The sequence below is a fragment of the Streptomyces sp. NPDC012637 genome (genome assembly GCF_042954805.1).
In the GTDB taxonomy this organism is placed as follows: domain Bacteria; phylum Actinomycetota; class Actinomycetes; order Streptomycetales; family Streptomycetaceae; genus Streptomyces.
Genome location: NZ_JBIBDS010000002.1, coordinates 752429 through 768842 on the forward strand (window position 1 = coordinate 752429; position 16414 = coordinate 768842).

General features: G+C 74.9%; 15 protein-coding genes. 14 read left to right on the plus strand and 1 reads right to left on the minus strand.

The features are described from left to right. The first annotated feature begins 168 nt into the window (after window positions 1-168). The 14 genes from ACFY8W_RS11590 (at window position 169) to ACFY8W_RS11655 (ending at window position 15288) form a co-directional block, all read left to right on the plus strand. On the plus strand, window positions 169-1278 hold the full coding sequence (locus ACFY8W_RS11590; protein ID WP_391103227.1) for a methyltransferase: 1110 nt from the start codon (window positions 169-171) through the stop codon (window positions 1276-1278). Further along, window positions 1271-3103 carry an ABC transporter transmembrane domain-containing protein gene (locus tag ACFY8W_RS11595; RefSeq protein WP_391103229.1) on the plus strand — a complete coding sequence of 611 codons (1833 nt, stop codon included), beginning with the start codon at window positions 1271-1273 and terminating at the stop codon, window positions 3101-3103. The genes ACFY8W_RS11590 and ACFY8W_RS11595 overlap by 8 nt, the downstream gene beginning before the upstream one ends. Then, complete coding sequence (locus tag ACFY8W_RS11600; protein ID WP_391103231.1) at window positions 3100-4068, plus strand: LLM class flavin-dependent oxidoreductase; 969 nt, start codon at window positions 3100-3102, stop codon at window positions 4066-4068. Before ACFY8W_RS11595 ends, ACFY8W_RS11600 begins: the two co-directional genes overlap by 4 nt. After that, on the plus strand, window positions 4065-4856 hold the full coding sequence (locus tag ACFY8W_RS11605; protein ID WP_391103233.1) for a flavoprotein: 792 nt from the start codon (window positions 4065-4067) through the stop codon (window positions 4854-4856). The genes ACFY8W_RS11600 and ACFY8W_RS11605 overlap by 4 nt, the downstream gene beginning before the upstream one ends. Window positions 4857-4981: 125 nt before the next feature. Continuing rightward, complete coding sequence (locus ACFY8W_RS11610) at window positions 4982-6013, plus strand: hypothetical protein (RefSeq protein ID WP_391103235.1); 1032 nt, start codon at window positions 4982-4984, stop codon at window positions 6011-6013. Window positions 6014-6065: 52 nt separating this feature from the next. Further along, the gene (locus tag ACFY8W_RS11615; protein ID WP_391103237.1) at window positions 6066-8969 is read left to right on the plus strand and encodes an insulinase family protein; all 2904 of its coding nucleotides are present in this window, start codon (window positions 6066-6068) and stop codon (window positions 8967-8969) included. A 137-nt stretch (window positions 8970-9106) separates the two neighbouring features. After that, on the plus strand, window positions 9107-9550 hold the full coding sequence (locus tag ACFY8W_RS11620) for a hypothetical protein (RefSeq protein ID WP_391103239.1): 444 nt from the start codon (window positions 9107-9109) through the stop codon (window positions 9548-9550). Next, window positions 9547-9861, plus strand: coding sequence for a transcriptional regulator (locus ACFY8W_RS11625; RefSeq protein ID WP_391103241.1), 315 nt, complete (start codon window positions 9547-9549; stop codon window positions 9859-9861). Before ACFY8W_RS11620 ends, ACFY8W_RS11625 begins: the two co-directional genes overlap by 4 nt. Before the next feature lie 112 nt (window positions 9862-9973). Beyond that, the gene (locus ACFY8W_RS11630) at window positions 9974-11227 is read left to right on the plus strand and encodes a nucleotide disphospho-sugar-binding domain-containing protein (protein ID WP_391103243.1); all 1254 of its coding nucleotides are present in this window, start codon (window positions 9974-9976) and stop codon (window positions 11225-11227) included. Window positions 11228-11415: 188 nt separating this feature from the next. After that, window positions 11416-12297, plus strand: a complete 882-nt coding sequence (locus ACFY8W_RS11635; RefSeq protein ID WP_391103891.1) for an ATP-binding cassette domain-containing protein — start codon at window positions 11416-11418, stop codon at window positions 12295-12297. Then, window positions 12294-13142 (plus strand): ABC transporter permease, encoded by an 849-nt coding sequence (locus ACFY8W_RS11640; RefSeq protein WP_391103245.1) that lies wholly within the window; start codon window positions 12294-12296, stop codon window positions 13140-13142. Before ACFY8W_RS11635 ends, ACFY8W_RS11640 begins: the two co-directional genes overlap by 4 nt. A 79-nt stretch (window positions 13143-13221) precedes the next feature. Further along, entirely contained in the window at window positions 13222-13878 is a 657-nt protein-coding gene (locus ACFY8W_RS11645; protein WP_391103247.1) for a GPP34 family phosphoprotein, read from the plus strand. 22 nt (window positions 13879-13900) lie between these two features. Then, entirely contained in the window at window positions 13901-15028 is a 1128-nt protein-coding gene (locus tag ACFY8W_RS11650; RefSeq protein WP_391103249.1) for a glycosyltransferase, read from the plus strand. After that, window positions 15025-15288 (plus strand): hypothetical protein, encoded by a 264-nt coding sequence (locus ACFY8W_RS11655; RefSeq protein WP_391103251.1) that lies wholly within the window; start codon window positions 15025-15027, stop codon window positions 15286-15288. Before ACFY8W_RS11650 ends, ACFY8W_RS11655 begins: the two co-directional genes overlap by 4 nt. Before the next feature lie 132 nt (window positions 15289-15420). Here ACFY8W_RS11655 and ACFY8W_RS11660 read toward each other — a convergent pair whose 3' ends face one another. Next, window positions 15421-16407, minus strand: coding sequence for a helix-turn-helix transcriptional regulator (locus ACFY8W_RS11660; protein WP_391103253.1), 987 nt, complete (start codon window positions 16405-16407; stop codon window positions 15421-15423). Between the last annotated feature and the right edge of the window lie 7 nt (window positions 16408-16414).

Sequence of the window (16414 nt, forward strand, 5' to 3'; positions counted from 1 at the left end):
GGTGGGGGGGTTGGGGGGCATAAATATGTTTTTTGTGGGTTCGGGGCTACCCAACCGCTTGGTCGGCGGGGGGCTCCCCGGCTCGGGGGGCGCCCCGGGGGGGGGGGGGGCGGCCCCCCCCCCCCCCCACGCCCCACCTCCCAACTTCCTACCCCGAGGCGGCGAAAGATGGCGGACCCCCGGCCCTACGAGAAACTGATGTCCCTGGCGGACCTGCTGACCCCGGCCGCCATCCGTGCCGCCGCCACGCTCGGCGTCGCGGACCACATCCGGGCCGGCGCGACCACGTCCGCCGGGATCGCCCGCGCCGCGGACGCCCAGCCCGACGTCATGGACGCGCTGCTGCGGCACCTCACCGACATCGGCCTGCTGACCGCGACGGGCGGCGACGGCCCGGACGACGAAGTCGACGCCGGAGAGCGGCACTTCGCGCTGACTCCGCTCGGCGAACCGCTGCTGAGCGACCACCCCACCGGCCTCCGCCGGGTGCTCCGCAACGACAGCATGATCGGGTGGGGCGCGCAGTCCCTGCTCCGCCTCGACCACACCGTCAGGACCGGCGAGCCCGCGCACGCGGCCATCCCCGGCGGCGGCTACTGGGAGACCGTCAACAACGACCCGTCCTTCACCGAGGAATGGGCCGAGCAGGCCCTCACCGCGGACGCCGCCCAGGAGCAGCCGCTCGGCTGGGGCGCGCAGCACATCGTGGAGGCCTACGACTGGAGCGGCGTCGGCACCGTGGCGGACGTGGGCGGCCACCTCGGCGCGATCCTGATCGGCCTGCTCCGGGCCCACCCGCATCTGCACGGCACCCTCGTCGACCTCCGACACGTCGCCGAGCAGGCCGGCGCCCGGTTCGCGCGCAGTGACGTCGCCGACCGCGCCACCGCCGTCGTCGGCAGCTTCTTCGACCCGCTGCCCAAGGGCTTCGACGTCTACCTGCTCTCCGCGATCCTCGCCGACTGGTCGGACGACGACGCCGTACGCATCCTGGAGCGCTGCCGCGAGGCGGCGGGCCCCGGAGGCAAGGTCCTCCTCGCGGACGTGGCCATGCCGGCCGGCGGGCCCGCGGTCGAGCTGCAGTACCGCTCGATGATGCCCGCGCCGTCCCGCTCGGTCGCGGACCTGGAGCTGCTCTGCGACCGGGCCGGGTTCGACATCACGTGGCGCGGACCGGTCAAGGGTCCGCGCTCCCTGGTGGAACTGACGCCCCGCCCGGGTCCGGTCACCCCCGGATCGGCGGACGCGTACCGGGAGAAGGGCGGCGACCGTGGCTGACCGCACGACGACGCGCACGGCGGCACCCGCCGCGACCCCGGCCCCGGCCGACGACCGGGACTTCCGGATCATGCGGGAGCTGGCCGCCGGCCGCTACAGCCGGCTCGTGGTCATCGCCCTCCTGGCCCTGCTCTCCACGGCCTCCACGCTGCTGCTGCCCTGGGCGGTCGGCAAGCTCATCGCCTCGCTCGGCAGCGACGGCCTGAACGGCTACACCTGGCTGCTCGTCGGGCTCGGTCTGGGCTCCGCGCTGGCCGGCGCCGGCGCCACGTTCCTCCTGGCCCGGCTCGGCCAGCAGATGATCTGCCGGCTGCGCGTGCGCACCATGCGGCACACCCTGGGCATGCGGGTCGCCGACATCCGGCAGGAGGGCAGCGGCAACCTGGTCTCCCGCATCACCGCGGACACCGCCCGGGTGAAGAAGCTCGTCGACGCGGGCCCGGTCCAGCTGCCCATGGCCGCGCTGACCACCGTGGGCACGCTCGTGATCATGGGGTTCATCGACGGCGTGCTGCTCGTGGTGACCCTCGGCGCGTTCCTGGCCGCCGCGGCGCTGATCTTCGCCGTGGTCAAGGGGCTCCGGCACAGCTACACCGCGGTGCAGGAGGCCACCAGCGGCCTGGCGCAGCGCTACGTCGCCGCCGCCGACGCCGTGAAGGTCATCAAGGCGTACCGGGCGGAGCGGCAGGTCGGCGACGACCTGGCCGAGAAGGCCGGCGAGGTGGCGCGACGGGAGATCGCCGCCGCGCGCATGGAAGCCCTGATGATGCCGGTCATGACGCTGGGTCAGCAGATCGCGCTGGTCGCGGTGATCACCGGCGGTGGCGCCCGGATGCTCGACGGCAAGCTGTCGCTCGCCGACTTCGTGGCGTTCCTGCTCTATCTGCTCCAGCTGACCGGACCGCTGATGATGATCGCGTCCGCGGTGACCGCACTGCGCATGGGCAACGTCGCGCGCGACCGGTTCACCTCGCTTTTCGCCCGCGAGCAGGAGCAGGACAGGGACCGCGAGCACCCGCTCACGCCCTCCTCCTCGTCCTCGGCCTCCTCCTCGTCCTCCTCCGACGGGCAGGCCGTGCCCGCCGTCCGCTTCGAGCAGGTCCACTTCGGCTACGGCGAGGGGCCCGTGCTGCGCGGCGCGGACTTCCGCGTCCCGGCGCGCGGCCTGACCGCGCTGGTCGGCCTCTCCGGTTCCGGGAAGACCACCAGCCTGGAGCTGATGCAGCGGTTCGCCGCCGCGGACAGCGGCACCGTCGAGGTCTTCGGGCGCGACGTCGCGGACTGGCCGCTGGCCGGCCTGCGCGGCCGCATGGCGTACGTCGACCAGTCCTCGACCCTGATCCAGGACTCCATCCGGGCCAACCTCACCCTCGGCCGCGACCCCTCGTCGGTCTCCGACGAGGAACTGTGGCGAGTCCTCGACCGGGTGGGCCTCGCCGAGGAGTTCCGCGGCGGGCCGCGCGGCCTGGACACCGTACTGGCCGGCGCCGTCGACCTCTCCGGCGGACAGCGCCAGCGTCTCGCCCTCGCGCGCGCCATGCTCACCGGCGCCGACCTGGTGCTGCTCGACGAGCCGTCGTCGCACCTGGACAGCATCAACGAGCAGAAGCTGCGCGACCTCGTGGACGAACTCTCGCAGGAGCGCGCCATGCTCGTCGTCGCCCACCGGATCTCCACCGTGCAGCACGCCGACCACGTGATCGTCCTCGAGGACGGCCGCACGGTCGGCGAGGGCGACCACACGACGCTGATGGCCGACTGCCCCGCCTACGCGCGGCTCGTGCACGGCCAGATGCTGGTCGTCGGGACGGGGGCCGCGGCATGACGGACGTCTCCTTCCTCGTCCCGTTCGTCCCGACCCGGCCCGAGCAGCTGCTGCCGTTCGCCGCGCTCGCGCAGTGGAGCAGCGCGGTCCGGCTCTGGCAGGGCCAGGGCACGGTCAGCGACACCCACCAGGCGTTCGTGCACGCGGCGGCCAGCGGCTTCCGCGTGCCGGTGGGCACGTCGGTGTCGCTGATGCCCTTCTGCCACCCGTACGACGCGGCGCTGCGGGCGCAGAGCCTGGCGGCGGCCACCGGACACTCGGTGATCGCCGGGTACGGTCCCGGTGCCGCGGTCCTGCAGCGCAGCATCCTCGGCGCGCCCTACCGCAGCCAGCTCGGCGCGGTGCGGGACTACGTGACGATCCTGCGCGGCCTGCTCACCGAGGGAAAGGCCGCCCACGAGGGCGAGTTCTACACCTGCAACGCCGCCCTGCCGCGGCAGCCGCTGCCCGAGGTCCGCATCGGCCTCGGGGTGCTGCGGCCGCGCATGGCGGAACTCGCCGGCGAGCTGGCCGACGCGGCCATCACCTGGCTGACCCCGGCCGGCTATCTGCGCGACACGGTCGTCCCCGCGCTGCGCGCCGGGGCGGACAAGGCGGACCGACCGGTGCCGCGGGTCGTGGCGATCGTCCCCGTGGCCCTGGACGGGCCGGAGCGCGACGCGGCCAAGCTGGCGCTCGCCAGCAACGCCGGCCACATGAGCCTGCCGCACTACGCCGACATGCTCCGCCGCTCCGGCATCGGCGTCGACATGCGCAAGTCCCCCGAGGAGAGCGCGAAGGCCCTCGCCGGCGGCGGTGCCTTCCTCTTCGGGGACGAGAGCGAAGTACGCGACCGGCTGCGCGAGTTCACCGACGCGGGCGTCGACGAGATCGTGCTCAACGTCACCGGCGTCGCGATGACGTACGGGGGCACCGCCGCCCTCCGCGAGCTGGAGCGGCTCATCCCTCTGGTGGCCACGTCATGACGCAGCCGGAACAGGCGGGGCCGGCGCGCGGAAGCACTCCGGAAGCGCGAGAGGGCGCCCCGGAAGCGCGAGGAGGCGCCCCGGATGCCACCGCGGACGCGCTGGTCGTGCCGCCCTTCGGGATCCGCCGGCTGCTCCTCGTCGTCACCGGCTCGACGACGGCGGCCGGTCTGCCCCAGTGGCTGACCTGGCTGCGCCAGGGATACCCCGGACTGACCGTGCGCGTGGTGATGAGCCGCAGCGCCCAGCGCTTCGTGACACCGCTGTCGCTCGGCCTGCGCGCCGACGGCCCGGTGGACACCGACGCCTGGGAGGAGTGCGACGAGGCCCGGCACGTCGAGTACGCGCAGTGGGCCGAGGCCGTCCTCGTCTACCCGGCGACCTTCCACTTCACCGCGCGCCTCGCCCTCGGCCTCGCCGACACCCCGGCACTCCTCGCCCTCCAGTGCACCGACGCGCTGGTGGCGGTCGCACCGTCGCTGCCGCCCGGTGGGTTCGACAGCCCGGCCTTCCGCCGGCACTGGGCGGAACTCGCGAGCCGCCCGAACGTCGTCCTGGTGCCCCCGGTGCCGGGCTACAGCCTGACCACCGGGCGCGAGGACGGCTGGGTGCCGCCGCCGGTGAGCGACGTGGTGCGGCGGATCGAGGACCGCAGGGCGGAACGCGAGCGCCTGCGCCCGGCGACCGCCTCGTACGAGGCCATGACGGCCGACGGCGCGGGCGCGCTGTCCGGCGCGCCGGTGCGTACGGAGCAGGAGCAGGAGCAGAGGGCGGAGGCAGGGCGATGAACGGCACGGACACGGTCACGGGTCCGGTCACGGATGCGGCTACGGGCGCCGACACGGCTACGGATCCGGGCATGGCTACGGATCCGGGCATGGCTACCGGTCCGGGCATGGCTACCGGTCCGGCCATGGCTACGGCTACCGGTGCGGACACGGTCACGGCCGGGCGCGAGTCGGCGGAGCCCGGCGGCGGCCCGCACCTCCGGGAGTTCGGCACCGGGCTGCTGCGCACCCGGGTGACGGGCGGGGCGGCGGGCACCGGCGCGGGCCGCTACGTCTGGGAGCGGCGACCGGGCGCGCTGGCCCCCGCCCCGTTCGCGGCCCCCCTCACGGATGCGGCCCCCGTCACGGATTCGGCCCCCCTCACCGATGCGGCCCCCGCCACGGATGCGGTGCGCCGCCTCCTGGACGGCGGCGACGCCTCCGTACGGTGGGCGCCGGGGACGCCGACGGCCGACGGCGAGGGGCGCATCTACCGGGTCCGCGGCCCCGAGTCGGCCGCCGGCCGGCTGCTGTACCACGGCCCGGACGACGAACTGGCGGACGCTCTGCGCGGCCTCGGCGCCGCGCTGCGGACCCTCCACGACACGCCCCTGCCGACGGGAGCCGTGACCCCGGGACCGCTGCCGCGGGGCCTGGTGCGGTTCACCGACTGGCTGGCGGGCCGCTCCCCCCAGCCGCGCGCGGCGTACGCGGAGACCCTGCTGCGGCCCCGGCTCGGGGAGTCGCGGATGGCGCGGCTGCACGGACTGTGCGAGCGGATCGCCGCGGACGCCGACCGGGTGCCGTGCCACGGGGCGGCGGCGCTCGGCTCGCTCGTGCCCGCGGAGGGCGCACCGGGCGAGGCGGACATGCTGGTCGGCGAGGACCTGTGCCTCGCCCCCTGGTACTGGGACCTGGGCTGGACGCTCGGCGAGCTCGTCGAGCTCAAGTGGTACCGCGGCGACAGCGGACCCGCCTGGCCGAAGCTGCTCGACGCGCTGTTCGAGGGCTACGGGCGGAGCCTCGGCGACGACTGGTCGTCGCTGGCGGCCCTGCGCGTCCTGCTGCACCTGCACGACTACACCGCCTATGTCGGCTGGGACGAGCGGAACTTCGAGAAGTACACGGGCTTCGCCACGTTCCTGCTCGACCTCGGACTCCCGGCAGCCGACCGCTGACCCGGCCCCCGCTTCGACCTCCCCGTCCCGATCCCCTGCCAGGAGCACGTACATGACCATCCCTCGTCCGGCGCGGGCCGGCGGTCCGCACCGGCGCACGCTGCCCAACGGGCTGCGGGTCGTCGTCGCTCCGCACTGGCCCACCCCGCGCACGGCCGTCGCCGTGCACTACGGCGTGGGCTTCCGTGCGGAGCGGCCCGGCCAGGAGGGCATGGCGCACCTCTTCGAGCACCTGATGTTCCGCGGCAGCGAGAGCCTCCCGGACGGCGCCTTCTACGACGCGCTGCACCCGGTCGCGGGCGCCGCCAACGGCACCACGCACCAGGACTACACCGACTACTTCCAGACCGTGCCCGCCGGGTCCCTGGAGCAGGCGCTGTTCCGCGAGGCGGACCGGATGCGGGCGCCCCGCTTCGTCCCCGACCAGCTGGCCGCCCAACTCAGCGAGGTGGCACGGGAGATCGAGCAGATGAGGGACGGCAGGCCGTACGGCGGGCTGCCGTGGCCGCTGCTGCCCCAGGTCATGTTCAGCCGCTTCGCCAGCGCGCACGACGGCTACGGCGACGCGCGGCGGCTCGCCCGGGTCACCGTCGAGGACTGCGCGGACTTCTTCGAGGCGTACTACACGCCGTCGAACGCCGTCCTCACGGTCCTCGGACCGCACCCGGCCGAGGACGTCTGGCCGCTGGTGGAACGGCACTTCGGAGACGTACCGGGCCGGACCGCCGCCGCCGCACCGCCGCTGGACGAGCCGCCGCTGACCGAGGACCGCGTGCTGCACCGCGCGGACCCGCGCGTGCCGCGCACCGCGGTCGCGGTGGGCCACCGGCTGCCGGACCCGTCGGTGCGGCCGGAGGCGTACGTGGCCCGCATGGTGCTCGCGGAGCTGGCGCAGCAGACGGCGGCCGTCGAGGCCGGGGCGCCGGTGAGCGCCTCCTGCGGCTTCTTCGGGCCGCTCGACGTCCGGGGCCCGGACGCCCTGGTGGTCACCTCGGTGCTGCCGCCGGACCTGACCGCGGACGCGTTCCTCGGCCGGCTCACCACGTTCTGGGCCCGCCTCGGCGACGCGCGGACGGTGGGCGAGAGCGCCGCGGACGCGGCCCGTTCGCTCGCCGCACGCCTCCACCGCGACCACGCGGACCTCCAGCAGCGCTGCCGGGCCCTGGGCCGTACGGAACTCCTCTTCGGCCGCCCGGAACTCGTCGACGAACTTCCGGACCTGGTCGCGTCGGTCACCCCTGCCGACCTCGCCGAGGCCGCCGCCGAACTGGCGTCCGCGGCCCGCGCGATCCTGGTGCTCGGCGGAGAACCCGAGGGCATGGGACCGGCCGCGACCGAGGGCACGGGACCGGCCACGATCGAAGGTAAGGGACCGGCCACGGCCGGGGCGCCCGCGAAGCCCGAGACGGCCGTGGGGCCCGAGGCGACCGCGGCATCCGAGGCGGCCCAGGGGTCCGAGACGACCGCCGGGCCCGAGGCGCCCGTGGAATCCGTGACGCCCGTCGAGTCCGTAGCGCCCGTCAAGTCCGTGACGCCCGTCGAGTCCATAGCACCCGTCGAGTCCGTGACGCCCGTCGAGTCCGTAGCGCCCGTGGGGTCCATGGGGTCCATGGGGTCCGTGGGTGACGCACCCTCCGGACACGGGCCGCAGGGCCGGCGGGGCCCCGAGGCGCTCGCCCGGACGTCGCGCGGTCCGCGCCCGCTGCCCTCGTCCGGCCCGGCGGCCGGGCCGCGCCTCGACGGTGCCGTGGAGACCTCGGCCGACGGCGGGCTGCGGATCCTCGCCGTACCGGACCGGCGGGCCGGCCAGGTGGAGGTGCGGCTGCGGGTCCCGCTCGGCCCCGACGGCTGGCGCAGGCCCGCGGAGGCCGCCTGGCTGCTGCGCCACGCGGACGCCGCTACGGGGGCGTCGGCGCGCGTCCGCCGGCTGGGCGGACGGCTCGGGCTCGCGACCGGCGGCCAGTGGGCCGACATCAGCGCGTGGGCGCCGCGCGAGGCGTACGGCGAACTCCTCCGCGTCGTGGCCGACCTGCTCGCCCCACCACGGTTCCCGGACGCCTTCCCCGCGTCCGCCCTCGCAGCCGCGCCGCGGCTCTCCCCCGAGCAGCGGATGGACCGGGCGCTGCGGCTGCACTGGCTGGGCGGGGCGACGGCGGAGCCGCTCGCTCCCGCCGACCTGCACGCCCGGATGCTCTCGCCCCGCGACGCGGTGTTCGTCGTCGTCGGGGACGTGGACCCGGAGCGGTCCGCCGAGCAGGCCGCCGCCGCCCTGCGCCCCTGGCCGGCGTCCGCCGCCACGCCGGAACCGCCCAGCGGAACCGGCACCGAAACCGGCTCCGGCTCCGGCTCCGGCGCGGCCTCCCCCACCGTTCTGGTGCTGCGCGAGCCCGCGGCCGGCGACACCGTCGCGCTGACGCTCTGCGCGCCCGAGCCGGACGGCGCCCCGGACCTGCCGGCCCGCTATCTGACCACCGCGCTGTTCGGCGGTCACTACGGCGCCCGGCTCGCCGAACGCTGCCGTCGGCTCGGCCGCGCCGGGCACGTGATGCTGGCGGGCCGGGACGTCGTCGCCGGCCGGGCGCGGGCGCTGGTCCGGATCACCGCGCCCCGGGCGGAGGCGGCGCGGGCCGTGCGTGACGTGGCCGAGGAGGCCGCCGCCCTGGCCGCCGCCCCGCCGGGGCGGGACGAGCTGGACACCGTACGGCGGTACTGCGCGGCCCAGTTGCTGTCGGCCTTCGACTCGCCGGGTCTCCTCGCGGACGCGCTGCGGCACACCACGGGGTCCGGGCGCGGCCTGGACTGGGTGATCGGCCGGCCGCAGCTGCTCGACACGGTGACGGGCGACGAGGTGGCGGCTGCCGCCGCACACCTCTTCGTACCCGCCACGGAGACCGTCGTCGCCCTGGGAAACATCGAACAGGGCCGGCTGAGCGACGAACTGACGGTCAGCCAGTGAGCGCGGCGGACGGGGCGACGAGCGGTCACCACTCTCTTGCCACCATGGAAACAGAAGGCTACTCTTTCCACTATGGAAAGGGGCGGATCGCAACAGGGAAAGGCCCTCGCACCCACCGCCCGACGGGAAGGAGAGTCATGGATTCCGAAGAGGCGCGCCGCGCCCTCGAACAGGCCGGAGCGGACCGCGCGAACACGGTGGCACGGGCCGCGGCCCCGGGCTGGTACTACCCGGCCATCGGCGGCTGCCTGCTGTTCGCCTTCGCCTCGGTGAGCATCGACTGGGACCTCATCCCGTACGGCGTCATCCTCGGCATCGGCCTCGGCCCCCTGCTCGTGACGACGGCCGCGGCCCGGGCCACCGGCGTCTCGCTCGACCGCTTCCACGCCACCCCCGGCGCCCGGCGGATCTCGGCCTTCTACGGCCCGTTCGTCATCGCGCTGATCGGCATCGGCCTGGCCCTGGAATGGGGCGCGGACCTGCGCTGGTCGATGGCGGTGTGCGGGCTGCTGGCCCTGGCCGGCACGGTCGTCGCGGGCCGCCGGGTGGACCACGCCGTCGCAGAGGAGCTGAAGGCGTGAGCGAGCCGGAGTTCGACGAGGTGATCCACCCGATCAACCGGCTGCGGATCTGCTCGATGCTCGCACCGGTGGACTCGCTCGCCTTCTCCGTCGTACGGGACGAGCTCGGCCTGAGCGACTCGGTGCTCAGCAAGCAGCTCAAGATCCTGCAGGCGGCCGGGTACGTGAAGCTCACCAAGGAGCCGCTCGGCTCCCGCACCCGGGCCTGGATCGCCCTCACTCCCGAAGGCCGCACCGCGCTCACCGCCCACCTCGCCCACCTGAGGGCCATCGCGGAGGCCGCGAACCCGCCCGGACCCGGAGCCGGCTGACCCCCTCCCCACCACCCGACCCGCAGACCAACCCCGCATCCCCACCCCGCACACCGACCGCGCAGGCGGTCCCCTACAGACCGTCCCCGTCCCACCGCGAGAGGAGCCGTTCATGCAGGTCCCCACGGGCGCGCACATCGCCCTGATGTCCGTGCCCCTGCACGGACACGTGAACCCGATGCTCGGCCTGGCGACCGAGCTGAAGGCCCGCGGCCACCGCGTCACCTTCGCCACCGGCGAGGACTTCGCCCCGCTCGTCGAGGAGGCCGGCGCCACGGCGGTCGGCTACCGCTCCGGCTTCCCTTCGGCCCGCGGCGGCGCCGGCGACTGGATCCCCGCCGAGGACGACGGCACCCTCGCCGTGGCCGCCTTCGACCGGGAGTGCCGCACGGCGCTGCCCCAGCTCGCCGAGGCCTACGCGCAGGACGTGCCCGAACTCGTCGTGTACGACACGGTGACGGGCTGCGCGCCGCTGCTCGCCCGCCGCTGGGGCGCGGCGGAGGTGCAGTTCTCGCCCACCCACGCCTTCCCCGACGCGGTGGCCGGCCCGGCCGTCGGCGCGGGCCGGGCGGCACTGGACGGCACCGTGCCGTGCGTGGTGGCCATGCCGCGGTCGCTGCAGTTCCGGGCGGAGGAGATCAGCGGGCGGCACGTCTTCGTCGGCCCGGTCGGCGGTCCGCGCCGCACGGACGGCGACTGGGCCCCGCCGCGCCCCGGCCGTCGCTGCGCCCTGGTGTCGCTCGGCACGACGTACAACCGGCGCACCGACGTCTTCCGGACGTGCGTCCGCGCCCTGCGCGGACTCGGCGACGACCGGCACGTGGTCGTCGCCACCGGCCACCCCGCCACCACCGCCGAACTGGGCGACCTGGCAGGCGAAGAGGGCGTCGAGGTCCACACCTGGGTGCCGCAGCAGCGCGTGCTCCGCCACACCGACGTGTTCCTCACGGCGGGCGGCACCGGCAGCGTGCTCGAAGGGCTCGCGCACGGCGTCCCGCTCGTCGTACTGCCCCAGGCCGTGGAGCAGTTCGTGACGGCCGAACGGGTCTCGGCACTCGGCGTGGGACGGGTGCTGCGCACCCTCTCGGCGGCCGGGCCGGACGCCGCCGACGAACAGGCGCTCACCGAAGCGGTACGCGACCTGCTCGCCGACGACTCGGTCCCCTCCCGGCTGTCCGCCCTCCGGGCCGAGGCCGCCGCGGCGGGCGGCGCCCGCGCGGCCGCCGACGTCGTGGAGGCGGCACTCGCCCGCCGGACGGAACTCCAGGGCCGACGGGGCAGACGGAACGGACAGGCCGGACCGGGCGGACCGGGCCACCAGGAACACGCACGGCACAGGGACGACGTACGGGAGGAACAGCGGTGACGACGACACAACAGGCGACAGGCTCTCCCGCACCGCCGGCGACCGCACCCTCGGCGTTCGCACCCTCAGCGGTCACCCCCTCGACGGCCGCACCCTCAGCGGTCACACCGCCGGTCGTCGACCCGGCGACGGGCTCCCCCGTACGGCCGGACGCCGCACCGCCGGTCGTCGACGTGCGTGACCTGCGCATGCGGTACGGCAGCCACGAGGTGCTGCGCGGAGTGGACTTCCAGGTGCACCAGGGCGAGGTCGTCGCCCTGCTCGGCCCCAACGGCGCGGGCAAGAGCACCACCGTCGAGATCCTCGAGGGCTTCCGCGCCCGGTCCTCCGGCACGGTACGGGTCCTGGACACCGACCCCGCCGAGGGCGACGAGCTCTGGCGATCCCGCCTGGGCATCGTGCTCCAGTCCTGGCGGGACCACGGCAAGTGGCGGGTGGCCGAACTGCTGCGCCACTTCGCCGGGTTCTACGCCCCCTACTCCACCCCCGCGCACCCGAAGCCGTGGGACGTCGACGAGCTGCTGGCCCTGGTCGGGCTCGACGGCCTCGAACAGCGGCGGATCTCCAGCCTTTCCGGCGGCCAGCGCCGCCGCCTCGACATCGCGATCGGCGTGCTCGGCCGGCCGGAGGTGCTCTTCCTCGACGAGCCCACGGTCGGCTTCGACCCGGAGGCCCGGCAGGAGTTCCACGACCTGGTGCGGGCCCTGGCCGGGGCGGGGAACACGATCCTGCTGACCACGCACGACCTGCAGGAGGCCCAGAAGCTCGCCGACCGCGTCCTCATCCTCGTCGGCGGCCGGATCGTCGCGCAGGGGACGGTCGACGAGCTCACCCGGCGGGTCGGTGCCGAGGCCGAGGTCGGCTGGACGGCCGGCGGCACCGCCCACCGCCGGCGGACCACGGACGTCACCGGGTTCGTCCGCAGGCTGTTCCAGGAGAACGGAGACGACGTGCACGACCTGGACGTCCGGCGGGGCGGCCTGGAGGAGGTCTATCTGACCACCGTCAGGGAGGCCGAGGCCGGCCGCTCCGACCGAGCGGCGCGGCTCTTCGAAGGAGCGGTGCGATGAGCGCCCGCCACGTGCTGCGCGAAGGGGTGCGCCGAGGCGGCCGCGAACTGCACCAGATCGCCACCACCAAGCAGGACCTGGCCGCCAACCTCGTCTGGCTGGTCGGCCTGCTCGCCCCCCTGTACATGCTGCGCGACGAGCAACTGGCCGACACCGGCATGACCGTCGCCGGCTTCCTCCTGCCCAGCCTGATGAGCATGTGCGTCGCCTTCAACGGCATGCTCGGCCTGACCCAGCAGCTGATCGTCGAGCGCCAGGACGGCACCCTGCTGCGGCTCAAGGCGCTCCCCCACGGCATGCCGGCCTACCTCGTCGGCAAGCTGGTCTCCGTCTCGGGCACCGTCCTGTCCGCCTGCGCCGTGGTCGCGTTGACCGGCATCGTCGTGCTGCCGGACGTCTCCGCGGCCGACCCCGGGCTCTGGGCCGCCCTCGCCTGGGTGCTGCCGCTGGGGCTGCTCGCCATGCTCCCGGTCGGCGCGGTCCTCGGCTCGCTGATCGAGAGCCCGCGCAACCTCGGCCTGGTGATGCTGCCGCTGTTCGGGCTCGCCTCCGTCTCCGGGATCTTCTATCCGGCCTCCCAACTGCCCGTCTGGGTCCAGCACCTGGCCGAGGTCTTCCCGCTGTACTGGATCGGCCTGGCCGCCCGCTCCGCCCTCCTCCCCGACTCCGCGGTGGCCGCCGAGATCGGCGGGTCCTGGCGCCACGCCGAGACGGTCGGCGTGCTCGGCGTCTGGGCGGTGGCCGGCCTGCTGATCGCGCCGGTGGTGCTGCGCCGCATGGCCCGCCGCGAATCCGGCTCCGTCATGGCGACCCGCCGCGAGCGGGCGCTGCAGCGCCCCGTCTGACCCGCGCCGCCGCTCACCGCACCCGTCCGACCCGCCCCGACTCCGTACGCACACCCAGCACCTAGCGAAAGAGGCACCCGTGTCCGCTCTTGCCCAGGACCTCGCCCTGCTGCTCCTCGACGACACCTCGGGACGGAGCACGGTCGACCTCGGCCGCCGTCACCGCGCGGTGGGCAGCGCCGTCCTGCTCGACCTGGTCCGCGCCGGCCGGGTGGCCGTCGACCGCCCGGAAGGCGACCCGAAGGACGCCCGGCCGGTGGTCCTGGACGCCGCCCCCACCGGCGACGCGACGCTCGACCGTGCCCTGTCCCTGCTCACCGCGAAGGACCGGAAGCTGGCCTGGGCCGCGGAGAACATCGGACACGCCTGCTGGGAGCCCCTGATGGAGGCACTGACCGACCGCGGTCTGGTGCGCCGACAGGAAGGACGGTTCCTGGGCCTCATCCGCACCAGCTCCTGGCCGGCCGAGGACACCTCGTACGAGGCGTCCGTCGTGGCCCGCGTCCGTGCCGCGGTCACCGGGGAGGCCGACGGCGGGCCGGACGAGTCGACCGTCCTCCTCGTCATGATCCTCGACGGCATCGGCGCGCTGCCCGCCGTGCTGCCCGGCGAGGACCCGCGGGCCGTCTCCGAGCGGGCCGGCCGGCTGGTCGCCGCCCACCGCGAGCACGGTCCCTGGGCCGAGGCGTTCAAGGGCCTGGACAGCGCCCTGATCACCGTGCTGTTCGCGGGCTGAGGGGCCGGGGGGAACCACGACCATGACCGACGGATCCCCGCGGACGGCGGACCTCGTGCTCGTCGTCGACCAGCGGCTGCCCGCCCCGGACGAGGACTCCGGATCGGTGCGGCTGTCCCGGATGGTCGAGGAGCTGGTGGGCCTCGGCCACCAGGTGCTCTTCTTCCCGCTGGACGGGCGCGCCGACGTGCCGTACGCGACGCGCCTGAAGGAGCTGGGCGTCGCGGTCCTCGGCGACCCGGCCGGGCAGCTGCGGTTCCTGCGGGAGCAGGGGCACCGCATCGCGCTCGCGCTGCTCTGCCGTCCCCAGCCGGCGATCCGGCTCCTGGGGGAGATCAGGGACCACGCACCGCGGTGCACCGTGGTCTACGACACGGTGGACCTCCACTTCCGCCGGCTCGGCCGCGCCGCCGACCTGGCCGAACGGGAGGGCCGCACCGACCGGTTCGCGCTGCGCGCCCAGGCCGAGACGAGCCGGGCCCTCGAACTGCTCCTCGCCCGCACCTGCGACGTCACGCTCGTCGTCTCGGAGGACGAGCGGACCGCGCTCCGCTCCCTCGTCCCGGGCGCCGACGTCCGCGTCCTGTCCAACATCCACGTCCCGCCGGCCGGCCCCGCGCCGGGCGCGGCGGACGGCGCCCGGGTGCTCTTCGTCGGCCACTACCTGCACCAGCCGAACGTGGACGCCGCGCGCTGGCTGGTGCGCGAGGTGATGCCGCTGGTCCGCCGGGAGGTGCCGGAGGCGGAGCTCGACCTCGTCGGCAGCTCGGCGCCGGAGGCGGTGCTCTCGCTGGCCGGGGACGGGGTCACGGTGCACGGCTGGGTGGCGGACCTGGCACCGCTGTACGCGGCGGCGCGGGTGGTGGCCGCGCCGCTGCGTTTCGGCGCCGGCGTCAAGGGCAAGGTCGGCGAGGCGCTCGAGCACGGCCGCCCGGTCGTCGGCACCACGCTCGCCTTCGAAGGCATGGGGCTGCGCGACGGCACGGACGTGCTCGTCGGCGACAGCGCGCCGGAACTGGCCGACCGGATCGTCCGGCTGATCAGGGACGCCGCTCTGGGCGAACGGCTCGTCCGGGCCGCGCTCCCCCGGCTGGCCGAGCTGTTCGGCCCGGCCCGGGCCCGCGACACGCTCCGCGGACTCCTGCCGTGAGCGCCGCCGGGGCACCGGAGCCCTCTGCCGGGTTCGAACTGGTCGGCGAGCGCACCGACGCCGCGGCACCGCCCGGGCAGACGGCGGTGGTCCGTCTGCTCGTGGCGCTGCCGACGCGGTGGCAGTGCCGGCCGGTGGCCGAGGAGCAGCGGGTGACGGTACGCATCCGGGCGGCCGGGACCGGCCCGGCGGAGGCGCGGTCCCGGCTCGGGGAGGTGCTCGCCGAGCCGGCGTTACGGGGCTGGCGGTGGCGCTACTGACGGCGTGGGGCCACGGGCCCCCGCCGGGCGGCGGGCAACGCCCCGGACGCACCACGCTGGATCCAGTGCGCTCCTGACGGCGCGGGACCACGGGCCCCCACCGGCGGCGGGCAACGCCCCGGACGCACCACGCTAGATCCAGTGCCGCTCCCGTGCGAGGAGCGCGGCGTGCGCGCGGCTGGCCGCGCCGAGGGTGCGCAGCAGATCGGCCACGTGGCGCCGGTAGGTGCGTACCGACACACCGAGGTCACGGGCGCCGATCTCGTCCTTGCCGACCGTGCACATGGACTCGAGGACCTGCCGCTCGATCTCCGACAGCTCGCCTTCGTCCGGCGCGACCACCTGGGCCAGGTCGAGCGAGGAGTCCCAGATCTTCTCGAACAGCCGCTGGATGTTGTCGACCAGGCCGGTCTCGCGGGTGAGCAGGGCGCCGCGGGAGGTGTCGGACGGGTCCTGCGGGATGATCGCCGTCTGCCGGTCGAAGATCAGGATCCGTTCCACGATGCTGTCCGCGACCCTGATCCGCGCCCCGTGCTGGGTGAGTTCCTGCAGGTAGGAAAGGGTGAGCGGATCTCTGGTGGCCTCCCTGAGCACCACGTTGCGCACCTGCACGCCGCGCCGCAGACATCGGAGGTCCAGCGGGCGGGCGTAGTCGATGTCCTCCTGGGTGAGCAGGGCGTACGGCTCGACGGAGTCGACGTGCTCGCGGGTGAAGAAGGCCAGGTCGTCGAGGCGGCCCCGGATCTGGTCCAGCGTCTCCAGGCGTTCGACACCCGGCTGTTCCTCGGCGGTCGCGGCGGCCTCCGCCTCGAGCGCGGGGATCAGGCGGGAGGTCTGGGTGACGTCCTGCAGTCGCTGGTGGATGTCCGAGACCTGTTGCTCGATCAGGCGTCGTATCGCCACGGCGGGCGCCGTCGCGACGACCGCCCCGGCTTCCTCGTCGTCGACCCGCACCATGCCCAGCTCGCACAGCCGCCGAAGCGCCTCCTCGGTGTCCGCGGGCCGGGCGTGCAGGAGAAGGTCGAGGTCATTGGCCGTGGTGTGGGGGTTGCGGAGAAAGTGCCGGTAAACACGCTCCTCCAGCGCCGAGATCCCCAGTGCCGACAGGTTGTTGTTCATGTTTCTT